Source organism: Geobacillus stearothermophilus ATCC 12980 (assembly GCF_030369615.1).
In the GTDB taxonomy this organism is placed as follows: Bacteria; Bacillota; Bacilli; order Bacillales; family Anoxybacillaceae; genus Geobacillus; species Geobacillus stearothermophilus.
In genome coordinates, this window is record NZ_CP128494.1 from 1,272,539 (window position 1) to 1,294,108 (window position 21,570).

A 21,570-nucleotide genomic window follows, 5' to 3' on the forward strand; every position below is an offset into this window, starting at 1 on the left:
CGCCGAAGTCAACCGAACGGTCAACCTATATGTATGGGAAGAACAATCGAAAGGGGCAACGTATATGATTCCGATCGTAACGGCTGAGGAAATGTACGCCATTGACCGGGAAGTGGCAGAACGGATCGGCATCAGCGCTGACTCGTTGATGGAAAACGCCGGACAGGCGCTGTTTTGGGCGCTGAAGAAGCGGATTCCGCCCGCTGCCAAGGTGGCGGTGCTCGCGGGCACGGGCAACAACGGCGGCGATGGGTTCGTCATCGCGCGCATGTTGAAAAGTTATGGCTATGAAACCGATGTCTGGCTCGTTCCGCCAAAGGAAAAGGTGAAAGGGGCGGCGCGCACGGCGCTTGAGGTGTACGAGCGGTCCGGTTATGCATGGATCGCTTATGAAGGAAAAGAGCGGGAGTTGGCGGCGCTCTTGCCGCATTATGACATCATCATTGACGCCTTGCTTGGCATCGGCGTCAAAGGGGACGTACGTCCGCCATATAAGGAAATCATCGAGCAAGTGAACCGTTCGCCGGCGGTCGTTTATGCGATTGACGTGCCGAGCGGGGTGCCGGCGGACGGTGGGGAAGCCGGCATGGCGGTCCGCGCTGATGCGACACTGACGGTGCAATGCCCGAAACTTGGGGCGTACACGTTCCCGGCGGCCGATTATTACGGAGAGCTCACCGTCGTGGATATCGGCATTCCGCCGGCGGCGGTGCAGGCGAAGGCGGCTGCTCGGTTTTTGTGGGAAAAGAGCGATGTGGTGCGGACGATGCCGAAGCGAACACGGTCATCGCATAAAGGAACGTACGGCAAGCTGCTCATTGTCGGCGGGTCCAAGGCGATGGCCGGCGCGGTGACACTCGCCGCGAAGGCGGCGCTTCGCAGCGGGGCGGGGCTGGTGACGATCGCCGTTCCGGAAGCGATGTATGAGGCGGTCGCCAACCGCGTGCCGGAGGCGATGTGTCGATTATGGCCGGCCGAGGGCGGCGCGTTTGCCGGCGCGGCCGATTGGGACGGGCTTGAGATCGATGCGATCGCGGTCGGCCCAGGGATGGGCCGGACGGAAGGGGTTCGCCGCTTGGTCAATGAGCTTGTGCGCCAGCCGGTGCCGCTTGTCATCGACGCCGATGCCTTGTTTTTTTGGGGCGACTACGCCGAGCTGGTGCGCGAACGGAGCGCGCCGACGGTGATCACGCCGCATCCGGGGGAAATGGCGCGCCTCCTTCGCCGCCCGGTCAGCGAGGTGGAACGCGACCGGTTTGGCGCGTCGAAGCGGCTGGCGATGGAATATGGCGTCTATGTCGTGTTGAAAGGGCCGTATACGATTGTGACGGCGCCAGACGGGGCGCAATATGTAAACGCGACCGGCAATCCGGCCTTGGCGAAAGGCGGGAGCGGCGACGTGTTGACGGGCATCGTGGCGGCGTTTTTGCTGCAGCACGAGGCGGTGCAGCCGGCGGTGAGCAATGCAGTGTTCGTGCATGGAAAGGCTGCTGATTGGCTTGTTCAACACGGTCATTCGTCCTGGGATGTATTGGCGTCGGACGTTGTGGATGCCTTGCCGGCTGTGCTCACTTCGCTGACGTGATCAACCGGCCCATTGAAAGGGACAATGGGGGATGAACACGATTCCTGCCGGTTTGCGATGACCGGCTGGCGTATGGGCTGTATGAAATAGCCCCTTACACCGCCGGCATTTGCGAATTCTCGATCCCATTTTCAACGCTGAAGCCGTATTTGCGCCTGCGGCTGTAATGGTTGGTTTATCAGCCGACATTCAGCTTCCGCTGATCGCTGGGCTGCGACCTTTACGCGTTTGAAGCGAGAGTCTTCTTTCGAAACGATGATCAACGTTGCGGAAAGGCGGAAGCTCCATTTTTGTACAAATAGGGATATCGTGAATGTAGAAATAAAAGAAGGGAGATGGGAATCGTGCCGCGATTCGTTTGGCTTGAAACGGAGGAAGAAGTGAGAAGCGCCTTTCCGGTGATGCGTGAGCTGCGCACCCATTTGGATGAGGAAACCTACACGGCGCTCGTGCGAGAAGCGCAAGAACAAGAAGGGTATCAGCTTGTGGCGTTATATGATCAGGACAAAATGGTTGCGGTTGTCGGATTCATGCCGATGATCACGCTCTATAACGGCCGCTTTATTTGGGTGTGCGATTTGGTTACCGCTTCGAGCGAACGTTCGAAAGGATATGGAAAGGTGTTGTTGTCCTATGTGCACGAGTGGGCGAGGGAGCACGGCTACGGGATTGTTTCGCTGTCGTCCGGCCTGCAACGGATAGACGCCCATCGCTTTTATGAGGAAAAAATGGAATATGCAAAAGTCAGTTATGTGTTTTCAAAACGCTTATCGAGTTGAATCCAACGGCGTCTGTTCAGCAGACGCTTTTCATTTTGGGGGTGGAAAATTGTCCTACTTTTCATTATAATAAGAATATATAGTCCGTATTTTGGAATTAATATTCTGATATTCGGAATTGAGGGGCAATGATGAACAAAACGGTGTTAAAAACAAAAGAACTGCTTGATTTGTTTCTCGACTGCGAACGGTTGACTTTGCCAGAGATGGTCGAACGGCTTCAGATGCCGAAAACATCGGTATACCGGATGGCGCAGTCGCTTGTCGCGCTTGGCTTTTTGCAAAAGCGGGGCGATCACTATGAACTCGGTTTGGCATTGTTGACGTTTGGGTCGCTCGTTGCCGAGCGGCTCGATATTCGTCGGGTGGCGCTGCCGGTGATGGAGCGGCTGAAAGAAGCGACGAACGAAGCGGTGAATCTTGTCATCCGCGACGGTGATGAGGCGCTCTATATTGAAAAAGTCGAGACGTCCGAGCCGGTGCGCGTCTATACGAAAGTCGGCCGGCGCGCGCCGCTGTACGCCGGCGCGTGCCCGCGCGCTTTGCTGGTCTTTATGGACGAAAAAGAGCAAGCACGCTATTTGGAACGAACAAAACTTGTCAAAATCGCCAAAAATACCGTAACGGACAAGCAGGCGTTGCGTCGGCAGTTGGAAGAAGATCGGAAACGGGGCTATACGGTCAGCTATTCTGAGCTGGAAAACTATTCGGCGGCTGTGGCTGTACCGATTTTTAACCATGAAGGCGCGGCCATCGCCGGGCTGAGTGTCGCCGGCCCGGAACAGCGTTTTTTGCCGGATGATGTGGCGCGCATCGTTCCGTTGCTTCGGCAGGCGGCGATGGAGATTTCACGTGAACTTGGCTTTCAAGGAAAGGGATGGAAATGAACTATACGCTGTTTCCGTTATGTGAATATGCAGTGACCGTCCGGTTTGCCGATTATATCGATGAGACCGTAAATGATATCGTTCATGAGACAGCGGTTCGCCTAAAGAGAAAACGAAAAGAAGGGGTCAACGAAATTGTGCCGGCGTTTTCATCGCTTACCGTGTATTACGACCCGCTGGCGATTGGTTATGCGGACGTATGCCGGTGGCTGCGCGAAAAGGTCGAGTCGTCTGGACAGACGGACCGGCCTTTGGCGCGAACGGTTGTTATTCCTGTCTGCTATGGCGGTGAATTTGGGCCGGACTTACCAGAGGTCGCCCGCTTTCACGGGATATCGGAAGATGAGGTGGTTACGCTTCATTCGGCCGGCCGCTACCGTGTCTATATGATCGGGTTTTCGCCCGGGTTTGCGTATTTGGGGGGCTTGTCGCCGCGTTTGTCCACACCGAGGCGGGCGGTGCCGCGCACAAAAGTGCCCGCCGGTTCGGTCGGCATCGCCGGCGGGCAGACGGGCGTCTATCCGCTGGCGACGCCGGGCGGCTGGCAGCTGATCGGCCGGACGCCGCTCCGCGTATTTGACCCGCACCGGAAGGAGCCGAGCTTGCTTTCCGCCGGTGACATTGTTGAATTTCGGCCGATTGGCGCCGATGAATTTGCACGTTGGAGAGATGAACATGATTGAAGTCATGGAGGGCGGATTTTTTACGACCGTTCAAGACAGCGGGCGTTTCGGCTACCGGCATGCCGGGGTGCCGGTGGGCGGGGCGATGGACGCGTGGGCGTATCGCCTTGCCAATGCGCTTGTCGGCAACCATGGCGATGAGGCGGTGCTCGAGGCGACGATGTCCGGGCCGACGATTCGGTTTCACGCCGAAACGGTGATCGCCATATGCGGCGGCGAGTTCTCATGCGCGCTGAACGGGCAGCCGTTGGTGCTTTGGAAGCCGGCGGCCGTCAAGCCGGGCGATGTGTTGGAAATCGGGGCATGCCGAGTGGGATGGAGAGCGTATATGGCCGTAGCAGGCGGCATTGATGTTTCGCCTGTGATGGGCAGCCGTTCAACGTACGTCCCGGCGCAGCTTGGCGGTGTATCGGGCCGGCCGTTGCGGCGCGGGGATGTGTTGAAGATTGGGCCGGCCGCTCTCATTTTCCCTTCAAAGCCGCTGCGTTGGGGGCTCTCCCGGTTGGCCAGCCGCTATATCGGCGGAAAAACGAAAACGGTGCGCGCTGTCCCTGGTCCGGAATATGACGAGTTTACGCCGGACAGCCGCACTCAGTTGTTTGCCGCCTTCTATGAGGTGACGCCCCAATCCGACCGGATCGGCTGCCGGCTCGCAGGCCCGGCGCTAGTCCGCGCCCGCGAGAAGGAGATGGTGTCGGATACCGTCGTCTTCGGCACTGTGCAAGTGCCATCGTCCGGCCAACCGATCGTGTTGATGGCCGACAGCCAGACAACGGGCGGCTACCCGCGCATCGCCCAAGTGGCAGCGGTCGATTTGCCTTTGTTGGCGCAGGCGCGTCCCGGCGACCGTATCCAGTTTCGACCGATCGCGCTTGAGGAAGCGGTGCAGCTTTATATCGAACAACAGCAACGGCTGGATCGGTGGATTGCCGCCATTCGCCGTCAATGGGAGGGAGAACGGTGAGGACGATTGATTTGAATTGCGATTTTGGCGAAAGCTTTGGGGTGTATAGGCTTGGGCAGGAAGAAATCTTATCGTACGTGACCTCTGTCAACATCGCCTGTGGGTTTCACGCCGGCGACCCGCTCGTCATGCGGCGGACGGTGCAGCTCGCCATCCAGCATGGCGTTGCCATCGGCGCCCACCCCGGTCTTCCTGATTTGCTCGGATTTGGGCGGCGGGCGATGGCGGTTTCGCCCGAAGAAGTGTATGCGTACGTTGTTTACCAGATCGGCGCACTTGCAGCCTTTGTCAAGGCGGAAGGCGGCGTGATGACGCATGTGAAGCCGCACGGCGCCTTGTACAATATGGCGGCGAAAGACGCGGCGTTGGCCGAAGCGATCGCCAAAGCGGTGCGCGATGTCGACCCGTCGCTTGTCTTGTATGGTTTGTCGGGGAGCGAGCTCATCCGCGCGGGCCGCGCTTATGGCTTGCGAACCGCGAGCGAAGTGTTCGCCGACCGGACGTATCAGGCGGATGGTTCGCTCACTCCAAGAAGTGATGCACGTGCCATCATTGTGGATGAAAATGAGGCGGTCCGCCAAGTGCTTCGCATGGTTGGCGAACAGCGCGTCCGCTCATTGCAAGGGACGGACGTGACGATTGAAGCCGACACCGTCTGCCTGCATGGCGACAATGAGCAGGCGGTGCGATTTGCCAAGCGGTTGTATGAAGCGTTGCAGCAAGAAGGCATTGCCATTCAGGCGCTGCGATAAGAAGAGAGACAATGCATAAGAATGAAAGCCGATTAAGCGTGTTGATCGGGGCCGTTTTTTTGATGGCGACATCGGCCATCGCTCTCGGGTTGGCGACATTGCCGTTTTTCCATGTCACCGGGATGGTGCACAGCATGCACGTGCCGATTTTCGCCGGCTAAGCGCCGAATTCAAAACCGCTGCCAGCCGGCTTTGCCCGGCCGACAGCGGTTTTCCGTTTGCCGTCCGTTTTTTGCCATCATTATGAATAATTTTCCTCATTTGTTGAACAATAATGAAAGACATCAGCCGGGCGAAAGGAGGGAGAGAGGCGCTGGTGACAGAAAAACGACTTCTGTTCTTCTCACTGCTGGCCATCGCCTTATATGTGTCGCCGTACTTTGTGCTCGGTGAAGATGCGCATATGCGCGTCCATGACAATTTGGATTCCAACATTGCCTGGTATAAAGTGCTCACCCGAAGCGGCGAACTGTTTGGACCGGTTGACGGAATCATCCCGCAAATCATTAACGGATTGCCGCGCAACGCGTTCGGGACGGAGTTCAGCGGCATCGTCTGGCTTCACGCTTTGTTTCCGTCCATTTACGCCTATGGGCTCAGTCAAGCCGCAACCCGCGTATTGGCGTTCATCGGCATGTATTTGCTGCTGCGAAAACATGTGCTGCCGGCCGGACGCTGGGGATGGATCCGCATCGGCGTTTCGTTAACGTTCGCGCTGACGCCGTTTTGGCCGTCGGGGATGTTGAGCACGCTCGGCATGCCGCTTGCGCTTTGGGCGTTTTTAAACATTCGGGGCGGGGAGCGTTCATGGGTGAATTGGGCGGTGTTGACGCTCTTGCCGCTTTACTCGAGCTTTGTGCTTGGCTTTTTCTTTTTCCTAAGCGCGCTTGGGATTTGGTGGCTCATTGATGTCATCCGCGGCAAGGGTTGGAATTGGCGGTTTTTGGCGGCCATCGTCTATATGACGGTGCTCTATTCGGCGGTCGACTACCGGCTTGTCCATTCGCTCTTGTTTTCCGATGAACCGACAAGCCGAGACGAATATTTCCACGCCCGCCTGCCGCTTTGGCGGGTGATCCGTCTGACGTTCAAAAACTATGTGCTCGGCCATACTCATGTGATGACGGTGCACGGGTTCGTCATTTTGCCGGTGACGCTCATCGCCTTGTACTTCGTGTGGAAGCGGAAGCGCTGGCGGCAGGAAATGCCGTTTCTTGTGCTGCACGTATTGAACTTCGCGTTGTCGACATGGTATGCATTTTGGTTTTACAAAGGATGGCTGCCGCTCACGGAACGGTTTGATTTGCTCGATAAGTTCAATTTCGCCCGCTATCATTTTTTGCGGCCGATGGTCATTTACGTTTTGTTTGCGATGGCGCTGAAAATTATTTGGCAGGAAGGACGGCGGTGGCGGGCGGTCAGCGCGGCGGCGATCGCTTTGCAGCTGTTGGTGCTTGTCTTGCACAATGAGGAAATCGTCTACCGCAACAAGCCGTCATTTCGCGAATTTTACGCTGAGAAGCAATTTGCCGCCATCCGCGAGTATATCGGCCGTCCCGTCCATACATATCGCGTCGCCAGCATCGGCATCCACCCGGCGATCGCCCAGTACAACGGTTTTTACACGCTTGATACGTACAATAACTTTTACCCGTTGGAATACAAACACCGGTTCCGCTGCATTATCGCCAAGGAGCTGGAAAAAAACAAAAAGCTGCGCGAGTATTTTGACGAATGGGGCGGGCGTTGCTACCTTTTTGTCGACGAACTCGGCAAACATTATATGTTCAAGAAAACGTCGAAGCGGACGATCCGCCATCTTGAATTGAACACAAAAGCGTTTTACGCCATGGGCGGGCGTTATATTTTCTCGGCGTTGCCGATTGAAAACGCAAGCGACAACGCGTTGCATCTTGAGCGTGTGTTTCGCTCGGACGAATCTGCTTGGACGATTTACTTATACAAGGTCGCATGGAAAGGGGGAACGTGAGATGTCCGAACCGGTAGTAGCCATCGTCGTGCCGTGTTACAACGAAGAAGAGGTGCTCCCAGAGACGATCCGCCGCTTGCAGGCGCTGCGCGGCGAACTTGTTGAGGAAAAAATGATTTCGCCCAAAAGTGCGCTCTTGTTCGTGGATGACGGAAGCCATGACGATACATGGAAAATCATTTACAAGGCGAGCTTGTGCCATCCGGAAGTGAAAGGGCTGAAACTGGCGCGCAACGCTGGGCATCAAAACGCGTTGCTGGCCGGTCTGTTTGCGGCAAAAACACACGCCGACTGCTTGATTTCGATCGATGCCGATTTGCAAGATGATTTGTCGGCCATTCGCGAATTTGTGCAAAAGTTTCGCGAAGGGTATGACATCGTTTGCGGCGTGCGCCGGCGTCGCGATACGGATACGTGGTTTAAACGCCATACCGCCCAAGGATTTTATCGGTTAATGAAGATGTTTGGCGTTGATCTCGTGTATAACCATGCCGACTACCGTCTGATGAGCCGGCGCGCGGTCGAGGCGCTCGAACAGTTCGGGGAAGTGAACTTGTTTTTGCGCGGCATCGTTCCGCTTCTAGGTTTTCGCTCGGCGGTCGTCTATTACGACCGGAAAGAACGGCTGGCCGGAAAAACAAAATACCCGTTAAAAAAAATGATCGCTTTTGCGCTCGACGGGGTCACATCGTTTAGCGTCACCCCGATTCGCTTTATTTCGCTCATCGGCTTTCTCTCGTTTGTCGTCAGCCTCATCTTCGGCGCCTATTTTCTCTTTTTAAAGTGGGCTGGACATACCGAGACGGGATGGACGTCGCTCATTACCTCGATTTGGCTGCTAGGGGGGATGCAGCTCATCGCCCTTGGGCTGATCGGGGAATACGTTGGAAAAATTTATAAGGAAACGAAACGGCGGCCGCGCTACATCGTCGATTTGGATTTATGGAACTGGCCACTGCCGCAGCGGCTGTCGCCATCGGCTTCGTCCGAGGAGGCGGAAGCGGAGAAGCGGCTGCGGCCATAAGGAAACGGCAGGCGTGCACAAGCGCGCCGTTTTTCTTTGTCTTGCAATTCTAAAAAAGAAAGAGTAGACTGATGGATGGGAATGATATGGCGGATTGGCGGGGGATGCAGAGAAGGCGGTCTTTCGCCAGCTGGCAAAGGGTGTTTGTCGAGAAAGGGGAGGGTAAGTGATGGCCGATTGGCGTGAATGGGCGGAACTGCGCGAGCGGGTGAGAGAGGCCAATCCGCTCGTCCACAATATGACGAATGTCGTCGTGACGAATTTTACGGCGAACGGATTGCTGGCGCTTGGCGCTTCGCCGGTGATGGCGTATGCGAAAGAGGAAGTGGCAGAGATGGCGAAGCTTGCCGGCGCGCTCGTATTGAACATCGGGACGCTGAACGCTGAGGAAGTAGAGGCGATGTTGATCGCCGGCCGGGCGGCGAACGAAGCCGGTGTGCCGGTGGTGTTCGACCCGGTCGGAGCCGGGGCCACGCGCTATCGAACGGAGACAGCGCGCCGCATCGCCGAACAGGTGAAGCTTGCAGCGGTCCGCGGCAATGCGGCGGAAATCGCCAATATGATCGGCGAGACGTGGGCGATTAAAGGCGTCGACGCCGGGGAAGGAAGCGGCGATGCCGCGGCTTTGGCGAAGCGGGCGGCGGCCAAGCTTGGCACCGTTGTGATCATCACCGGAAAGGACGATGTCGTCACGGACGGAAACACGACGTATTTGGTTCACAACGGCCACCCGCTGTTGACGAAAGTGACCGGGACGGGCTGTTTGTTGACGTCGGTGATTGGGGCGTTTGCCGCTGTTGAGCGTGATATGGTGAAGGCAGCGGTGGCGGCGCTCGCCTATTATGGCGTCGCGGCGGAGCGGGCGGCTGCAGAAGCTGGGGAGCGCAGTCCGGGCCGTTTTCAGTCGTTGTTTCTAGACGCGTTGGCGCACACAAGCGCCGATGATGTGAAGCGTGACGGACAGGTCGAACAACGGTAAAAGGAGAGGGGCGCCACATGGTATTCAAAGCGTTGACGATTGCTGGTTCGGACAGCGGCGGCGGCGCCGGCATTCAAGCGGATCTCAAAACGTTTCAAGAGCTTGGTGTGTTTGGCATGTCAGCGATCACAGCGGTGACGGCGCAAAATACGCTCGGCGTGCAAGGCGTCTTTCCGCTGTCGGCGGAGGCGGTCGCCGCCCAGATCGAATCGGTGGCCGCTGATTTAGGCGCCGATGCGGTGAAAACCGGCATGCTTTTTAGCGCCGATATCATCCGCACCGTGGCTGAACAGGTGAAAAAACACGGCTGGGAGCGGCTTGTCGTCGATCCGGTGATGATCGCGAAAGGAGGCGCCCCGTTGCTGCAAGAAGAGGCGGTGGCGGCGCTGAAAGAAGAACTGTTGCCGCTGGCGCTTGTCATTACGCCGAACATTCCGGAAGCGGAAGCGCTGACCGGCACGGCCATCCGCACGATGGATGACCGCCGCGAAGCGGCGCGCCGTCTGCACCGGATGGGCGCCCGCTACGTCGTGATTAAAGGCGGCCATGATGACGACGGCGAGGAAACGGTCGATTTGCTGTATAATGGAGACGGATTTTCGTATTTTAAAAGCAAGCGGATCGACACGCGCCATACGCACGGGACCGGTTGTACGTTCGCTGCGGCGATTGCGGCTGAACTGGCGAAAGGGCGCCACCCCGCTGATGCTGTGGCAACGGCGAAGGCGTTTGTACAATCGGCGATTGCCCATCCGCTCGGCATCGGCCAAGGCCACGGGCCGACGAACCATTGGGCGTATCGGCAATATGGGGAGTGAGACGGGTGACGCGCATCACAAGCGAAGAAATGAAAGAGCGGTTGGCGGTGTACTTTATTATGGGAACCCCAAACAGTGAGAAGCCGGCGGAGCAGGTGCTCGAGGAAGCGCTTGACGGCGGCGTGACGCTGTTTCAATTTCGCGAAAAAGGACCGGGCGCTTTCAAAGGGGAAGACAAAGCGGCGCTCGCCCAGAGATTGCAGCGTCTTTGCCGCACTTATGGCGTGCCGTTTATCGTCAACGATGACGTCGAGCTGGCTATGGCCATCGATGCCGACGGTGTCCACGTCGGCCAAGATGATGAAGACGCGCGGCGCGTGCGGGAGAAAATCGGTGATAAAATTTTAGGCGTTTCCGCCCACAACGTCGAAGAAGCGATGGCGGCTATGGCGGCAGGGGCTGATTACATCGGCGTCGGCCCAATTTATCCAACCCGCTCAAAGGATGATGCGAACGAAGCGCAAGGCCCCGATATTCTTCGCCGCCTCCGCGAAGCGGGGATTACGATTCCGATTGTCGCCATCGGCGGCATTACGGCTGACAATGCAAGAGAGGTGATGGAGGCCGGAGCGGACGGGGTGTCGGTCATCAGCGCCATCGCGTCATCTCCGTCGCCTAAAGCCGCCGCTTCTCGTTTATTGGAGGCGGTGCGGGCTGCCCGTGTGAAACGGTGACCATCAAACAGACAAGACAAAAGGGTGTCCTGTTCGCAGGACACCCTTTTTGCGTCTTATGAAGCCGTCTGCCGCCACCTCGGCCACCGCCATTCAAGCAGCGGCCGCACGAGCCGGACGACCGGCCGGCTGCCGAGAACGAGCATAACGGCGACTGACAGCGCGAGCAGAAGCGGATAGCCGTGCACATCCATAATAAAATCCGTAAACGGCGTTTCGTGCAAATATTTTAAAATAAACCCGTGCAAGATATAGATGTAAAACGTGCGCGCCCCAAGCACGGAAAACGAGAAGCGCCGGCTCGGGATGAGCGACAGAAAGCCAAACATCATGAGCAGGCTCGCCCCATAAATGGCAAGGCGGCCCGCCGCGCCGGCCGGCTCCGACACGCCGAGCGTATCGTATGACTTTGAGCCGTACAACCAGTCTTGCGGCAAGTCTGGAAACCCGAAATGAATAAGCACAAACATGCCAGTCAGCACAAACAGCGAAGCGACGCGCACCGGTGCGGCAAACAGGCGCTCGATCGCCGGCTTTGGCGTGAAAAACCCGAGCAAAAAGAACGGGAAAAACGTGAGCGTTCTTGACAAGCTCAGCCATTTTTCCGCTTCCATCATCCCGCCGGCCAAGCCGAGAAGAAGCGCCATCGGCAGCGCGATCCGCTTCGGCAGCCGGCCGAACCATAACAGCAGCACGTTCCAGCTGAACAGGCTGAGCAAAAACCATAGGCTCCAATGCGGGGTCAACAAGTCAAGTTCCAACGACTGTTTGTCGTACAGGAAGAAGTAGTAGACCGAGTACAGCAGCTGGAACAGAACGTACGGAATGAGCAGCTTTTTCGTAATTTTTTGCAAGTAGCCGTGTTCATAGAACTTTTTGGCGAAATAGCCGGAAATGAAAATGAACGCCGGCATATGGAAAAAGAAAATCCACGTATACAAGCTGTGCACCCATAAGACGCCGTCAATGTACGGGCGCAGAAAATGGCCAAACACGACAAGGAGCATCAACGCACACTTCGCGTTGTCAAAATAATAGTCCCGCTCCTTCACAGTGTTTCCTCCTTTTCTAACACATCAATTCGAATCATACTTCTTTTTTTTGGGGGAGTCAACCGCAGAAACATGCCGCTGCCGGAAAGCGGCTGTCCATGCAACAGTTTGACAAAGAAAGGTGATGATTGGGTGAAAAACGACCGCCGCGAAACGGACGATATGACGCAGTTATTGCAAATCATCAACGCCAAAGGGGACGAAGGGGAATTGAACGCCATCGTCTGCAACGATGAATTGTTTTGGAAAAGCTTGCGGGCGCAGGCGGAAGACAGTGCAAAAGGAGGCGAATAAGAAATGGAGTTGCTGCGGGCGAAACGGATCGCCGAGACCGGAGAGATCGTCCCGGTGACGTATGAAGGAAAACGGGTGATCATTCAGCACGTCGATGAAGGGCGGGAAATGGCGCGCATTTATTTTGCTGATGAGCCGGAACGCGAGCAAGACGTACCGGTGCGCCTGCTTGAAGAGCTGTAGGCGCCGGGCAAGTTGTCGTTGTTTTGTCAAGGGAAAGCAGATGACACTCCTTGTTCGAATATGATATAATAGCGAAAGAAATGACGCTTGAACATTGGAGTGAGCAATATGAACATCGGGTTTGGAGAAATTGCGCTCATCGTCTTTTTCGCATTGCTCATTTTCGGGCCGAAAAAGTTGCCGGAGTTAGGGCAAGCGGCTGGAAAAACGCTGCGTGAATTCAAAAACGCGACAAAGGGCATCATTGACGACGACGAGGCGACAAAAGCGCAAAAATAAGAGGTTGGGCGAGAGCCTAGCCTCTTATTTTTTGCTTTGTCGGCCATTGTTCTCTCGCCGCAAAAAAAAAGACAAGCTCTGCTGACAAGCGCCATATACATATACGGAGGTGCGTTCGTTCGTTGCAATCAGCCGGTGGCGGAGGGGAGTCATGATGATCAAAAAAATGGCGGCGGTGATCGTCGGCAGCCTGTTGATTGGCGTTGGCATCAACGTCTTTTTAGTTCCTCACCATTTGCTTGATGGGGGAATGATCGGGCTCGGATTGATCGCCAAATATGTCTGGAACGTGCAAGCCGGATTGATGATGATCGTCTTAAGCGTTCCGCTTTACGTGGCGGCTTGGTTTTACTACCGCCCGTTTTTTTACAACAGTTTGCACGGTCTTTTGTTTTCCTCTTGGATGATTGACGTATTGTCGGTGTTGCGCGGCGTGGTGGCGCTCGATCCATTGTGGAGTGCCATGATCGGCGGAATCTTGGTTGGTGCAGGCATCGGGTTGATGCTGCGTGAGGAGACAAGCACGGGCGGCACCGACTTGCTCGCCCAGTTTATCGCGCGGCTGACGAACTGGAACGTTGGGATCGTTATTTTTGTGATTGATGCGTGCATCATTTCAGCTGGAAGCTTGATCATCGACTCCGTGCCCTTTGTTCATTCGCTTGTCGTCGTCACGGTTGTCGGGGCGGTGACAACGATATTGACGCACGAAAAAACGATGGGGGTGTAATCCAGTCCCCACCGTTTTTTCATGGCCATTCCCCGCCTGTCCGCTGTCATGATCAAGACGGAAAGGGAGGCGGTTATGGAACTTGAGCGTTCGAGCCTGCAACGCTTCGTTGAGATGGCGTCATTCCGTTGCAACGGGCGGCATGCAGGCTGTTCCAGATGGAAGGCGGGCGCTTGTTCACGGTTTCGCCAGCTCGAGGGCACGATAGACGTTGATAAGTCCGTAGCCATAATACGGATCTTTTCCTCTCTCGCCTAAGTCATCAGCGCTTTCTAAAATAATGCTGCGCACTTCATCATTCGAAAGCTGCGGGTTGACGGAACGAATCAAGGCGGCGAGCGCCGCGACGTGGGGAGCGGCCATGGATGTGCCGGAAAGAGCGGCGTACTGATGGCCGGCAAATGTGCTGGCAATGTTCGTCCCGGGCGCCACCACATCGATGTACTCGCCATAATTGGAATACAAAGCGTAGGATAGATCCGGGTCGACGGCCCCGACGCTGATCACTTCCGGATACGCGGCCGGAAAGCTCGGCTGTGATGTGCTGTCATTGCCGGAGGCGGCGACAAGGACGACATCATGGGCGTCGGCGTAGCGGATCGCCTCTTCAAGCACCGAGGATGGTTGGTAGTTGCCAAGGCTTAAATTGATGACCTTTGCCCCGTGGTCGACCGCCCAGCGGATGCCTTTCGCCACGTCGATGCTCGTTCCATAGCCGTCCGCATTTAATGCTTTGACGGCCATGATCGGGTTGAACCATGTTATGCCGGCGACTCCTTCGTCGTTGTTCGGCTGTGAGGCGATAATGCCAGCGACATGGGTGCCATGGCCATTTTCGTCATTCGGAGAGCGGTCGTCGGCCAATACGTTGTATCCGGGACCAAGGCGGCGGATTAAATCGGGATGGGTCAAATCGACCCCGCTGTCAATGATGGCGACAGGCACGGTTTGTTTGCCGCGCGACAACGTCCAGCCGGCTTCGGTATGAATGGCCGGCAAATTCCATTGGTAGCGGGCGTAAAACGAATCGTTCGGGATCAGCGCCGGCTTGTTCCACTCATTTTGCATGTAAATGTAGTGCGGTTCGCAATAATCAACCATCGGAAGGGATCGGAAATAGCGGCGCATCTCTTCGTACGTTTGCCCGCGCGAACGGAATACAAACACGTGGTCGACCTGCTTGATGAGCTGGCCGGCGATGGCTGCCTCCATTTGTTGAAGACGGCTTTCCGATGGCAATGCCCGAAAGCGGACGACGATCTCATTGGCGAAATAATGGCTTCGGTCACCGCGGCGATTATGGAGGATTTCCCGAATGCGCGGGTGCTTGTTCAACTGCTGTTTCAGCTGTTCGCCTGCGCTTAAGCTGTCTAAGGCGACAACGGTTGGATGGGTGGGTGCGACCTCGGCGTCAAACGGCTTCAGCCGTGGTGGAGCCGGGGCGTTTTCTTCTAGAGCCGGTCGCCCCAAGGCGGCTGCGGCAACGAGTAGAGCAACAACCGCGCTGGTCGCGGCCCATATTCGGTATCGGCGTTTCACGCTGTTCACCTCCTTGTTGTTAGGATGGGCGAATGGAGGGCAAATCATGAAAAATGGGATTCCCCTTGCAGCAGGCGAATCCCATTTGTGCGTTCAGCGGCCGGCTGATTGCAACACTTGCTGCGCCGTTTGCATATCGACGCGCAGCTGCTCTTGGACGTTGGTCGGATGATAGTATCCTTTGTTGATCATGTATTGGCTAATTTGCTCGTGAAACGCAATCGCGTCATTTAACTTCCCTCCGAAAGAAGTCTCCTACTTCTAAACGTGAAGGTGCGCCAGCACCAGTGAAAGTGGGAGATGAATGTCGGTTGGCGTTAGCCAACGAATAGGATAGAATATGGCTAGAACGGACACCTTCGGAACGAAGGGAAGCGTAAAGGGTTCTTGTGTGTGGCTTACCGTTCGGCGAACACGCACAAGTCGCTTGAAGCCCCCACCTCCAAGCGAAGCGTAGGTGGTGGGTAGTTCACATGTTGCTTCAGCGTATTGCGCACTTCCGGGGTTGTTGCTTCGGCAATGGCCATTGCGCACGCTTTGATCGCGCTTTTCGCCCCAATGAGATAGTCGGCGGCGATCATTTGATCATTGAATACGCCGGTCGGCGTCATCGTTGCCTGCATCGTTGTCCCTCCTCCGTTCGTTACGATAATAAGTTTTGCAAGTCGCGGATGTGCTGCTCTGTTTTTTGCATGTCTTGTTGAATGAGCGATTTCAGCTGCGGGTCGCTCGCCATTAGACTATTTGTTGTCGCACACGTCGTGCTGATCGCTTTTGGGGATGTTTTCCTTGCAATGACGTTCCTCGGATTGTCCACACTAACGGACAAGGAGGGACAATCGATGAACGAAACGTGTTTCTATTGCCAATGCGAGTGCGACGACAACGTGCATTACGTCTCGTTCCATGCGAACGATGAAGAACGCGAGGAAGCGCTTTGTCCGGAATGTTACCAAGAATGGCTGCAGGGCATGAAAGGCTAAAAAAAACCGCACCGGTTCGGTTACGGTGCGGTTTTTTCCGCGAGCGGAGGGGTGGTGACGACATCGGACAAGTCGCTCTCTTCGTCATAAGAACGATACACGGCTGCTTTGGTCCGCGGAGCGTGAAGCGACAACGATAAAATGCGCTCGTTCCCGTTGTGGGCGACTTTTGTTTCCATCCTCAGCGCCGCATCCGCCAGTGTCAGCGAGTAAAAGCGGTACGTCAAACCGAGCCAAGTGCGCTCGGACCGGACGGTGTCCGGATGATGGCGGATCAGCTCCGCCAGCTCGGCAAACGAATGGTTTTCCCGCTGAAGCCATTCGCGAATGGCGGCTGCCGTCTGTTCCAGCAAATGTTTCCATGACGGTGTCATCGACATCATCCTTTTTTACATCCAGCATGCCCATTTTCGCCCTTTGTTATGCGGGCAGGCGGATGGAAAACGTCGTCATGTCTTCATCGGATGAACAGCGGATATCTCCGCCATGGTCTTCAATCACTTTTTTGCAAATGTACAACCCGATGCCGGTTCCGAGTTTTTTCGTCGTAAAAAACGGCTCGAAAATCGTTTCCACAATGTCGGCCGGAATGGACGGACCGTTGTTGGCGATTTCGATGATGATGCTTCCGTCTTGGCAACGGGCGGCGATGTTGATCCGCCGCGGTTTTTCCCTCTCTTTCAACGCTTCGATCGAGTTGAGCAAAATATTTACCAGCACATGGCGCAGCTGATCTTTATAGGCAAATATATGTATGGATTCATCGATCGCCACCGAAAGGTCGACATCGCTGTCGACGATCGAGGCGTATAAAAACTCGATAATTTCCTCCAACAGCTGGCAAAGCGAAAACGTTTCCTTTTCGCTTTCAACAATTTCTTTGCGTGAGGCATGCAAAAATTGCGAAATGCGAAATTTCAGCTGCTGCAACTCATGGTCGATAATGTCTAAATAAGGAAGATGCGGATGCTCAAACTTCAATAATTGAATAAAACCAATAATAGCCGTAAGCGGATTGCGAAACTCATGGACAAAACTCGATGACATTTGTCCGAGCAGCGTCAGCCGGTCTTGATGCGATCTGGCAATGAGCGCATTTTTCTCATGCAGCTCCTTTTCTTTTAACTCATTGTATTTGGTGACCGCATGAAACAAAAACTGGTCAAACAACTCGTTCATATGGTCAATGAGCGGGGCGAGCTCATCGACGGACAGCGGTGCGGCCAACGCATGGTTGATGATCAGGCGCCGTCCCAAGTTTACGTTGTAAACAAGGGCGCCGATGCCGGTGTTCATCTCCGCCCGTTCTTTGGCGATTTTGTTCGCCAGCCGTTCAACCATCTCGCCGGGCCACGACTGCAGCAGCGCCTCTTTGACCAAGGTGAACACCGCCAAGCCGTTTTGTTCGACACAGTCGATATATTTGTCATCGTCGGCAATTTTCATGTGCTGCAGCCAATAGGCGAGGAAGTCCGGCAAATGGGTTTCCAAATGGGTGACAAGCTGCTGTGCGGCAGATGTCAACAAAGCCACCTCGCTTTCTGTCGTTTATTTTTATTATAATTGGGAACATCGAACTAGAACAGAGGGAAAATGGCTGCATATCCGAGAAAACTAGTTTCCTTCCGCGAAAAAGGCGGGTGGTTTGAACAAAAACGGAAAAATCATTTATAATGAATGGGACGAACAAATATTTTGCAAAAGGTTGGGGACGATCGTGAAATTGTATGACTCGATTTTAGATTTGATCGGTGGTACGCCGATCGTGAAGCTCAACCGTCTCCCGGATCGGGAGGGAGCGGACGTATATATAAAACTCGAATCGTTCAACCCAGGCGGCAGCGTCAAAGATCGGCCGGCTTGGGAAATGATCCGCCGGGCAGAGGCGGAAGGGAAAATTACGCCTGGAAAAAGCACGATCATCGAACCGACGTCCGGCAACACCGGCATCGGGTTGGCCATGGTGTGCGCCGCCCGCGGGTATCGCTGCATCATCACGATGCCCGACAATGCGACGGTGGAGCGGGTGAAAATTTTAAAGGCGTACGGAGCCGAAGTTTATTTGACGCCGGCGGAGAAGCGGATGCAAGGGGCAATTGATGAAGCGAACCGGCTGGCTGGCGAAATCCCTGACAGCTTCATTCCGATGCAGTTTGAAAATTCGGCCAATCCGGATGCGCATCGCCATACAACGGCGGTGGAAATTTACGAGGCGTTTGATGGGCGGCTCGATGCGTTCGTGCTCACCGCCGGCACCGGCGGGACGGTGACGGGAACAGGGGAGGAACTGAAAAAGCGCATTCCAAATTTGCGCATTTACGTCGTTGAACCGTACGGTTCGCCGGTGTTGTCGGGCGGGAAGCCGGGGCCGCACAAAATTCCCGGCACGGGTCCGGGGTTTATCCCGAAAATTTTAAACCGCTCGATTTACGATGACATTTTTTTGATCAAAGATGAGGATGCCCAGCAAATGGCGCGCCAACTGGCGGCCAAGGAAGGCATTTTGGTCGGCGCCTCAGCGGCGGCGAGCGCTTATTACGCCATCAAAGTGGCAAAACAGCTCCCGAAAGGCGCACGCGTCCTTTGCATGGCGCCCGATTCCGGCGAGCGGTATTTGTCATCCGATTTATTCGCCGATTAAGCGGACGTCGATCGACGAAAAAAGCGAGGATTTCTTGCCTTTCATTGGGAAGTGAAGCATTCCTCTCTGCAAAACAAAGAGGAATGCTTTTGTTTGATCGTTTGCCGGTGTGGAGAACAAAAAAACCGACCGGTCGTTCTTGATGAAGGATGACAATCGGCTTTCTTTCTGGTTCCTTGGCGCATGCGTTGAGCGCCTCAGCGGGGAGTGCGGTGAATCGTTGCTGTTCTTTTGGCAGATCGAACGAGCGCAGCGCTGCGTCATGGTCGGAATGATAAAAACAGTGACGGATTTCATGAACCATTTCGAATCCTCCATCGATGACGGCAGGAACGCTTGGGGAGATGGGCCGGCAATTGCCGGTGATGTTGCTGACAGCGTTCATCGCTTTGGCGCCGGGGGGTATGGATCAAATGGGGATTTTGGCGCGGGAAGCGCATGCCGATCTTGCTGTTGTGACAAGTTATCAAATGTTCCGCATTTTTTTTATTTTGCTTGTCGTTCCGCCGGTGCTGAAAAAATGGTTTGCCGCCCGCTGGTTTCGATCGATTGAACGATGGGTCATGCCGTCTGCGTCAATCCAAAAGAAAGGGCTGTGACAAGAAACAAATATATGCTAAACTAGAAAGAAAAAGGAGGGGGGTTGCCATGAACCATTCGACCGTTTATCGTCCGCACAGCCCGGTGGCGAAGTTGGCGGTTTCCTTTTTAGCGGCGCTGGCTGTTGCGACCGCAGGGCTGTATGCCGGGCAATGGGTGCCGGCCGGGATGTACTTGCCGCTCTATGGCTTGGAACTCATTTTGCTTTTGGTGATGATCTTCGCCCGCAGCAAAAAAGCGGTCGGCTATCCGCTCATGTTTGCGTTTATGTTTGTCTCGGGGGCGACGCTCTATCCGCTCATCGGCTATTACTTGTCCGTCATCGGTGCAGCGGCGGTGTTCAAAGCGTTTGCGCTGGCCGTCGTCTCGTTTTCCGGCGTTGCCATTTACGCGGCGAGAACGAAAGAAGATTTTTCGTTCCTCGGCGGGTTTTTGATGCTTGGCGCGTTTGCGCTTCTTGGCTTGCTGATCATCCAATGGTTCATTCCATTTTCCAGCGTCGGGCAAATGGGCATCGCTGCTTTGGGGATTTTGATTTTCCTTGGCTTTACGATTTACGACATCAACCGTTTGGCCCGCTACGGCTTTACGGAAGCGGATATCCCGATGATTGTCGTCAATATTTACCTTGATTTCATCAATTTGTTTGTCTACATTTTGCGTTTTTTCGCCAGCGATGAGGATTGAGTGCCAAAAAGGGCTGCCAAAAGGAGCAGCCCTTTTTCTATGACGATGGCACAGATCAAAGCGGCAAGTCGAAATGGTGCGGCTATTTTTTTACGGCATGAAAGGTGAAACGCGGTGAGGCAGGAATCGGCAAATGGTGGGGCGAATAAAAGAAAGAAATGGAGAAGAAAGGGGCCTCATGATGAAGTTTGCCGTCAATGTTTCGACGATTTTCACGGAAGCGCCGTTTCTTGCCCGGTTTTGCCAAGGCGAAGCAGCACAGGTTTTCGCACGTTGAGTGCCAGTTTCCGTACGCTGCGGCGCCTGAGGCGGTTGCCGCTGAACTGGAGGAATACGGGCTGTCGCTCGTTACGATCAACTTGCCGGCCGGCGATTGGGAAAAGGGGGAGCGCGGACTGGCGATTCTTCCCGGCCGTCATGACGATTTCCGCCGTGCGCTTGAGGAAGGGGTGCGCTATGCGCTCGCGCTTGGCGCGCCGCGTCTTCATTGCATGGCTGGAGTGGTTCCGGCCGATTTGCCGCGGGAACGGGCGAAAGAAATATACATGCGCCGCTTGGATGGGGCGGCCGCTGCGCTCGGCGTCCACGGTTTGACGCTGACGATTGAACCGATCAATCCGTTCGATATGCCGGGCTACTTTTTAACGGATATTGATGAAGCCGTGGCCATCATTCGCGCTCTTGGCAGGGCAAATGTGAAAGTGCAATACGACATCTACCATATGGCGCGGCTTGGGCGCGATGTGACAGCGACGTTTGCGGCCTATGAACCATTGATTGACCATGTGCAATTTGCCGATGCCCCCGGGCGGCATGAGCCGGGGACGGGAGCGCTTCCGTATCGCGAGATTTTCGCATTTTTGCAAGAGCACGCTTTCCGAGCGGCTGACGGGACGGCCGGTTTATACGCTTGTGATCGGGTGTGAAGATGTGGAAAACGCCGTCCATTACCAAGAACAATGGGTGGAACGGCTGCGGCCGAAAATGGCGGAAATGTCCGTTTTAGCTGCTGAGGAGGCTTCCGTCTTTTGGCAGGCGTTTTATACAGCGGCGTCGAACGGGCGCCTGGCGCTGGCGAAAAACGGCGTGGAAGCGGCGGTGAAAATCGGCGTCGTCAACTTGGATGTGCTCGCCGTCTTGCAGGAAAGCGTTCTTATCGTTGATCGCTGCCACGTCCGTCTTGAGGCGCACGGTGGATTGGGCCATGGGCTTTGCCAGGTGTATGTACACGGAAGCGAAGAAGGGGTGTTGGCGGCCATTGAGGAGCTGCGTCAGGCAGCAGTTCGCCTTGGCGGCTATGCGATCGTGAAACATTTACCATTTTCGCTGCGCCAGCGCGTTGACGTTTGGGGCGGAAAGCCATCGTACTTTTTCTTGCTCGAAGGCATTAAGCGAAAAGATCCAAACAAAACGCTCAACGATCAGTGCTTTATTGGGGGGATTTAAT

28 protein-coding genes and 2 pseudogenes are annotated in these 21,570 nt (G+C 55.3%); 23 read left to right on the forward strand and 7 right to left on the reverse strand.

The features are described from left to right. Positions 1-64 precede the first annotated feature (64 nt). The 13 genes from QSJ10_RS06745 (at position 65) to thiE (ending at position 11,135) form a co-directional block, all read left to right on the forward strand. Positions 65-1,585 carry a bifunctional ADP-dependent NAD(P)H-hydrate dehydratase/NAD(P)H-hydrate epimerase gene (locus tag QSJ10_RS06745; RefSeq protein ID WP_053532527.1) on the forward strand — a complete coding sequence of 507 codons (1,521 nt, stop codon included), beginning with the start codon at positions 65-67 and terminating at the stop codon, positions 1,583-1,585. Positions 1,586-1,671: 86 nt separating this feature from the next. Next, a complete protein-coding gene (locus QSJ10_RS06750; protein WP_230581381.1) occupies positions 1,672-1,752 on the forward strand; it encodes a hypothetical protein in 81 nt (26 codons plus the stop codon). 168 nt (positions 1,753-1,920) lie between these two features. Then, complete coding sequence (locus tag QSJ10_RS06755; protein WP_053532499.1) at positions 1,921-2,364, forward strand: GNAT family N-acetyltransferase; 444 nt, start codon at positions 1,921-1,923, stop codon at positions 2,362-2,364. Between the two features lie 131 nt (positions 2,365-2,495). After that, complete coding sequence (locus QSJ10_RS06760; RefSeq protein WP_049625428.1) at positions 2,496-3,251, forward strand: IclR family transcriptional regulator; 756 nt, start codon at positions 2,496-2,498, stop codon at positions 3,249-3,251. Continuing rightward, on the forward strand, positions 3,242-3,934 hold the full coding sequence (gene pxpB, locus QSJ10_RS06765) for a 5-oxoprolinase subunit PxpB (RefSeq protein WP_196332691.1): 693 nt from the start codon (positions 3,242-3,244) through the stop codon (positions 3,932-3,934). The genes QSJ10_RS06760 and pxpB overlap by 10 nt, the downstream gene beginning before the upstream one ends. Beyond that, entirely contained in the window at positions 3,927-4,898 is a 972-nt protein-coding gene (locus QSJ10_RS06770; RefSeq protein WP_053532495.1) for a 5-oxoprolinase subunit C family protein, read from the forward strand. The genes pxpB and QSJ10_RS06770 overlap by 8 nt, the downstream gene beginning before the upstream one ends. Then, positions 4,895-5,650 (forward strand): 5-oxoprolinase subunit PxpA, encoded by a 756-nt coding sequence (locus QSJ10_RS06775; protein WP_053532493.1) that lies wholly within the window; start codon positions 4,895-4,897, stop codon positions 5,648-5,650. The genes QSJ10_RS06770 and QSJ10_RS06775 overlap by 4 nt, the downstream gene beginning before the upstream one ends. Positions 5,651-5,661: 11 nt before the next feature. Next, positions 5,662-5,811, forward strand: coding sequence for a hypothetical protein (locus QSJ10_RS06780; RefSeq protein ID WP_155266792.1), 150 nt, complete (start codon positions 5,662-5,664; stop codon positions 5,809-5,811). A gap of 113 nt (positions 5,812-5,924) precedes the next feature. Continuing rightward, positions 5,925-7,640, forward strand: coding sequence for a DUF6044 family protein (locus QSJ10_RS06785; protein ID WP_053532491.1), 1,716 nt, complete (start codon positions 5,925-5,927; stop codon positions 7,638-7,640). Position 7,641: 1 nt separating this feature from the next. Then, complete coding sequence (locus QSJ10_RS06790) at positions 7,642-8,664, forward strand: glycosyltransferase family 2 protein (RefSeq protein WP_033015374.1); 1,023 nt, start codon at positions 7,642-7,644, stop codon at positions 8,662-8,664. A 169-nt stretch (positions 8,665-8,833) separates the two neighbouring features. Further along, positions 8,834-9,643, forward strand: a complete 810-nt coding sequence (gene thiM, locus QSJ10_RS06795) for a hydroxyethylthiazole kinase (protein WP_033015373.1) — start codon at positions 8,834-8,836, stop codon at positions 9,641-9,643. Between the two features lie 17 nt (positions 9,644-9,660). Further along, entirely contained in the window at positions 9,661-10,461 is an 801-nt protein-coding gene (gene thiD / locus QSJ10_RS06800; RefSeq protein ID WP_033009277.1) for a bifunctional hydroxymethylpyrimidine kinase/phosphomethylpyrimidine kinase, read from the forward strand. Positions 10,462-10,466: 5 nt separating this feature from the next. Then, positions 10,467-11,135, forward strand: a complete 669-nt coding sequence (gene thiE, locus QSJ10_RS06805) for a thiamine phosphate synthase (RefSeq protein WP_049625119.1) — start codon at positions 10,467-10,469, stop codon at positions 11,133-11,135. Positions 11,136-11,191: 56 nt separating this feature from the next. Here the strand turns inward: thiE and QSJ10_RS06810 are convergent, their stop codons facing one another. Continuing rightward, positions 11,192-12,187, reverse strand: a complete 996-nt coding sequence (locus tag QSJ10_RS06810; RefSeq protein ID WP_033015367.1) for an acyltransferase family protein — start codon at positions 12,185-12,187, stop codon at positions 11,192-11,194. 72 nt (positions 12,188-12,259) lie between these two features. On the opposite strand from QSJ10_RS06810, the gene QSJ10_RS06815 reads away from it, so the two are divergent. The 4 genes from QSJ10_RS06815 to QSJ10_RS06830 all read left to right on the forward strand — a co-directional run bounded on the left by QSJ10_RS06815 (position 12,260) and on the right by QSJ10_RS06830 (position 13,673). Further along, the gene (locus QSJ10_RS06815) at positions 12,260-12,481 is read left to right on the forward strand and encodes a hypothetical protein (protein ID WP_033015364.1); all 222 of its coding nucleotides are present in this window, start codon (positions 12,260-12,262) and stop codon (positions 12,479-12,481) included. Positions 12,482-12,484: 3 nt separating this feature from the next. Then, positions 12,485-12,664, forward strand: a complete 180-nt coding sequence (locus QSJ10_RS06820) for an H-type small acid-soluble spore protein (protein WP_053532489.1) — start codon at positions 12,485-12,487, stop codon at positions 12,662-12,664. Between the two features lie 108 nt (positions 12,665-12,772). Next, entirely contained in the window at positions 12,773-12,943 is a 171-nt protein-coding gene (locus QSJ10_RS06825; RefSeq protein WP_020959661.1) for a twin-arginine translocase TatA/TatE family subunit, read from the forward strand. A gap of 154 nt (positions 12,944-13,097) precedes the next feature. Further along, complete coding sequence (locus QSJ10_RS06830) at positions 13,098-13,673, forward strand: YitT family protein (RefSeq protein WP_033015362.1); 576 nt, start codon at positions 13,098-13,100, stop codon at positions 13,671-13,673. A 177-nt stretch (positions 13,674-13,850) separates the two neighbouring features. On the opposite strand, the gene QSJ10_RS06835 is transcribed toward QSJ10_RS06830, so the two are convergent. The 3 genes from QSJ10_RS06835 to QSJ10_RS06850 all read right to left on the reverse strand — a co-directional run bounded on the left by QSJ10_RS06835 (position 13,851) and on the right by QSJ10_RS06850 (position 16,041). After that, entirely contained in the window at positions 13,851-15,212 is a 1,362-nt protein-coding gene (locus QSJ10_RS06835; RefSeq protein ID WP_049625120.1) for a S8 family peptidase, read from the reverse strand. 398 nt (positions 15,213-15,610) lie between these two features. Beyond that, positions 15,611-15,835, reverse strand: a complete 225-nt coding sequence (locus QSJ10_RS06845) for a spore coat protein (RefSeq protein WP_015374703.1) — start codon at positions 15,833-15,835, stop codon at positions 15,611-15,613. Positions 15,836-15,855: 20 nt separating this feature from the next. Beyond that, the gene (locus QSJ10_RS06850; protein WP_061567589.1) at positions 15,856-16,041 is read right to left on the reverse strand and encodes a hypothetical protein; all 186 of its coding nucleotides are present in this window, start codon (positions 16,039-16,041) and stop codon (positions 15,856-15,858) included. Positions 16,042-16,054: 13 nt separating this feature from the next. On the opposite strand from QSJ10_RS06850, the gene QSJ10_RS06855 reads away from it, so the two are divergent. Next, a complete protein-coding gene (locus QSJ10_RS06855) occupies positions 16,055-16,195 on the forward strand; it encodes a hypothetical protein (RefSeq protein ID WP_015374705.1) in 141 nt (46 codons plus the stop codon). Positions 16,196-16,215: 20 nt separating this feature from the next. On the opposite strand, the gene QSJ10_RS06860 is transcribed toward QSJ10_RS06855, so the two are convergent. Continuing rightward, positions 16,216-16,569 (reverse strand): hypothetical protein, encoded by a 354-nt coding sequence (locus QSJ10_RS06860; RefSeq protein ID WP_033006776.1) that lies wholly within the window; start codon positions 16,567-16,569, stop codon positions 16,216-16,218. A 46-nt stretch (positions 16,570-16,615) separates the two neighbouring features. Beyond that, the gene (locus QSJ10_RS06865) at positions 16,616-17,719 is read right to left on the reverse strand and encodes a histidine kinase N-terminal domain-containing protein (RefSeq protein ID WP_053532313.1); all 1,104 of its coding nucleotides are present in this window, start codon (positions 17,717-17,719) and stop codon (positions 16,616-16,618) included. Between the two features lie 193 nt (positions 17,720-17,912). On the opposite strand from QSJ10_RS06865, the gene cysK reads away from it, so the two are divergent. Continuing rightward, positions 17,913-18,836, forward strand: coding sequence for a cysteine synthase A (cysK, locus tag QSJ10_RS06870; protein WP_033009303.1), 924 nt, complete (start codon positions 17,913-17,915; stop codon positions 18,834-18,836). Here cysK and QSJ10_RS06875 read toward each other — a convergent pair. Next, positions 18,822-19,133, reverse strand: coding sequence for a hypothetical protein (locus QSJ10_RS06875; protein ID WP_033015338.1), 312 nt, complete (start codon positions 19,131-19,133; stop codon positions 18,822-18,824). The genes cysK and QSJ10_RS06875 overlap by 15 nt on opposite strands. 65 nt (positions 19,134-19,198) lie before the next feature. Between QSJ10_RS06875 and QSJ10_RS06880 the strand changes: the two are divergent. From QSJ10_RS06880 to QSJ10_RS06895, 4 genes and pseudogenes are all read left to right on the forward strand, one after another. After that, positions 19,199-19,435 (forward strand): annotated as a pseudogene (locus tag QSJ10_RS06880) (AbrB family transcriptional regulator); the annotation flags it as partial. Positions 19,436-19,484: 49 nt separating this feature from the next. Further along, positions 19,485-20,123 (forward strand): Bax inhibitor-1/YccA family protein, encoded by a 639-nt coding sequence (locus tag QSJ10_RS06885; RefSeq protein WP_020755708.1) that lies wholly within the window; start codon positions 19,485-19,487, stop codon positions 20,121-20,123. 197 nt (positions 20,124-20,320) lie between these two features. Next, complete coding sequence (locus tag QSJ10_RS06890) at positions 20,321-21,049, forward strand: TIM barrel protein (RefSeq protein WP_230847105.1); 729 nt, start codon at positions 20,321-20,323, stop codon at positions 21,047-21,049. Beyond that, a pseudogene (locus tag QSJ10_RS06895) lies at positions 20,994-21,569 on the forward strand (FAD-binding protein); the annotation flags it as partial. The gene QSJ10_RS06890 and the pseudogene QSJ10_RS06895, both read left to right, overlap by 56 nt. Between the last annotated feature and the right edge of the window lies 1 nt (position 21,570).

Coding starts and splice junctions, on each gene's coding strand:
- QSJ10_RS06855 (WP_015374705.1), top strand. CDS start 16,055: ATGAACGAAACGTGTTTCTATTGCCAATGCGAGTGCGACGACAACGTG.
- QSJ10_RS06845 (WP_015374703.1), bottom strand. CDS start 15,835: ATGCAGGCAACGATGACGCCGACCGGCGTATTCAATGATCAAATGATC.
- thiM (WP_033015373.1), top strand. CDS start 8,834: ATGGCCGATTGGCGTGAATGGGCGGAACTGCGCGAGCGGGTGAGAGAG.
- thiD (WP_033009277.1), top strand. CDS start 9,661: ATGGTATTCAAAGCGTTGACGATTGCTGGTTCGGACAGCGGCGGCGGC.
- QSJ10_RS06820 (WP_053532489.1), top strand. CDS start 12,485: ATGGAGTTGCTGCGGGCGAAACGGATCGCCGAGACCGGAGAGATCGTC.
- QSJ10_RS06755 (WP_053532499.1), top strand. CDS start 1,921: ATGGGAATCGTGCCGCGATTCGTTTGGCTTGAAACGGAGGAAGAAGTG.
- QSJ10_RS06875 (WP_033015338.1), bottom strand. CDS start 19,133: ATGAAATCCGTCACTGTTTTTATCATTCCGACCATGACGCAGCGCTGC.
- QSJ10_RS06790 (WP_033015374.1), top strand. CDS start 7,642: ATGTCCGAACCGGTAGTAGCCATCGTCGTGCCGTGTTACAACGAAGAA.
- QSJ10_RS06815 (WP_033015364.1), top strand. CDS start 12,260: ATGCCGCTGCCGGAAAGCGGCTGTCCATGCAACAGTTTGACAAAGAAA.
- QSJ10_RS06825 (WP_020959661.1), top strand. CDS start 12,773: ATGAACATCGGGTTTGGAGAAATTGCGCTCATCGTCTTTTTCGCATTG.
- QSJ10_RS06745 (WP_053532527.1), top strand. CDS start 65: ATGATTCCGATCGTAACGGCTGAGGAAATGTACGCCATTGACCGGGAA.
- QSJ10_RS06830 (WP_033015362.1), top strand. CDS start 13,098: ATGATCAAAAAAATGGCGGCGGTGATCGTCGGCAGCCTGTTGATTGGC.
- QSJ10_RS06785 (WP_053532491.1), top strand. CDS start 5,925: ATGAAAGACATCAGCCGGGCGAAAGGAGGGAGAGAGGCGCTGGTGACA.
- QSJ10_RS06760 (WP_049625428.1), top strand. CDS start 2,496: ATGAACAAAACGGTGTTAAAAACAAAAGAACTGCTTGATTTGTTTCTC.
- QSJ10_RS06885 (WP_020755708.1), top strand. CDS start 19,485: ATGAACCATTCGACCGTTTATCGTCCGCACAGCCCGGTGGCGAAGTTG.
- QSJ10_RS06770 (WP_053532495.1), top strand. CDS start 3,927: ATGATTGAAGTCATGGAGGGCGGATTTTTTACGACCGTTCAAGACAGC.
- QSJ10_RS06860 (WP_033006776.1), bottom strand. CDS start 16,569: ATGACACCGTCATGGAAACATTTGCTGGAACAGACGGCAGCCGCCATT.
- QSJ10_RS06780 (WP_155266792.1), top strand. CDS start 5,662: ATGCATAAGAATGAAAGCCGATTAAGCGTGTTGATCGGGGCCGTTTTT.
- QSJ10_RS06890 (WP_230847105.1), top strand. CDS start 20,321: ATGTTTCGACGATTTTCACGGAAGCGCCGTTTCTTGCCCGGTTTTGCC.
- pxpB (WP_196332691.1), top strand. CDS start 3,242: ATGGAAATGAACTATACGCTGTTTCCGTTATGTGAATATGCAGTGACC.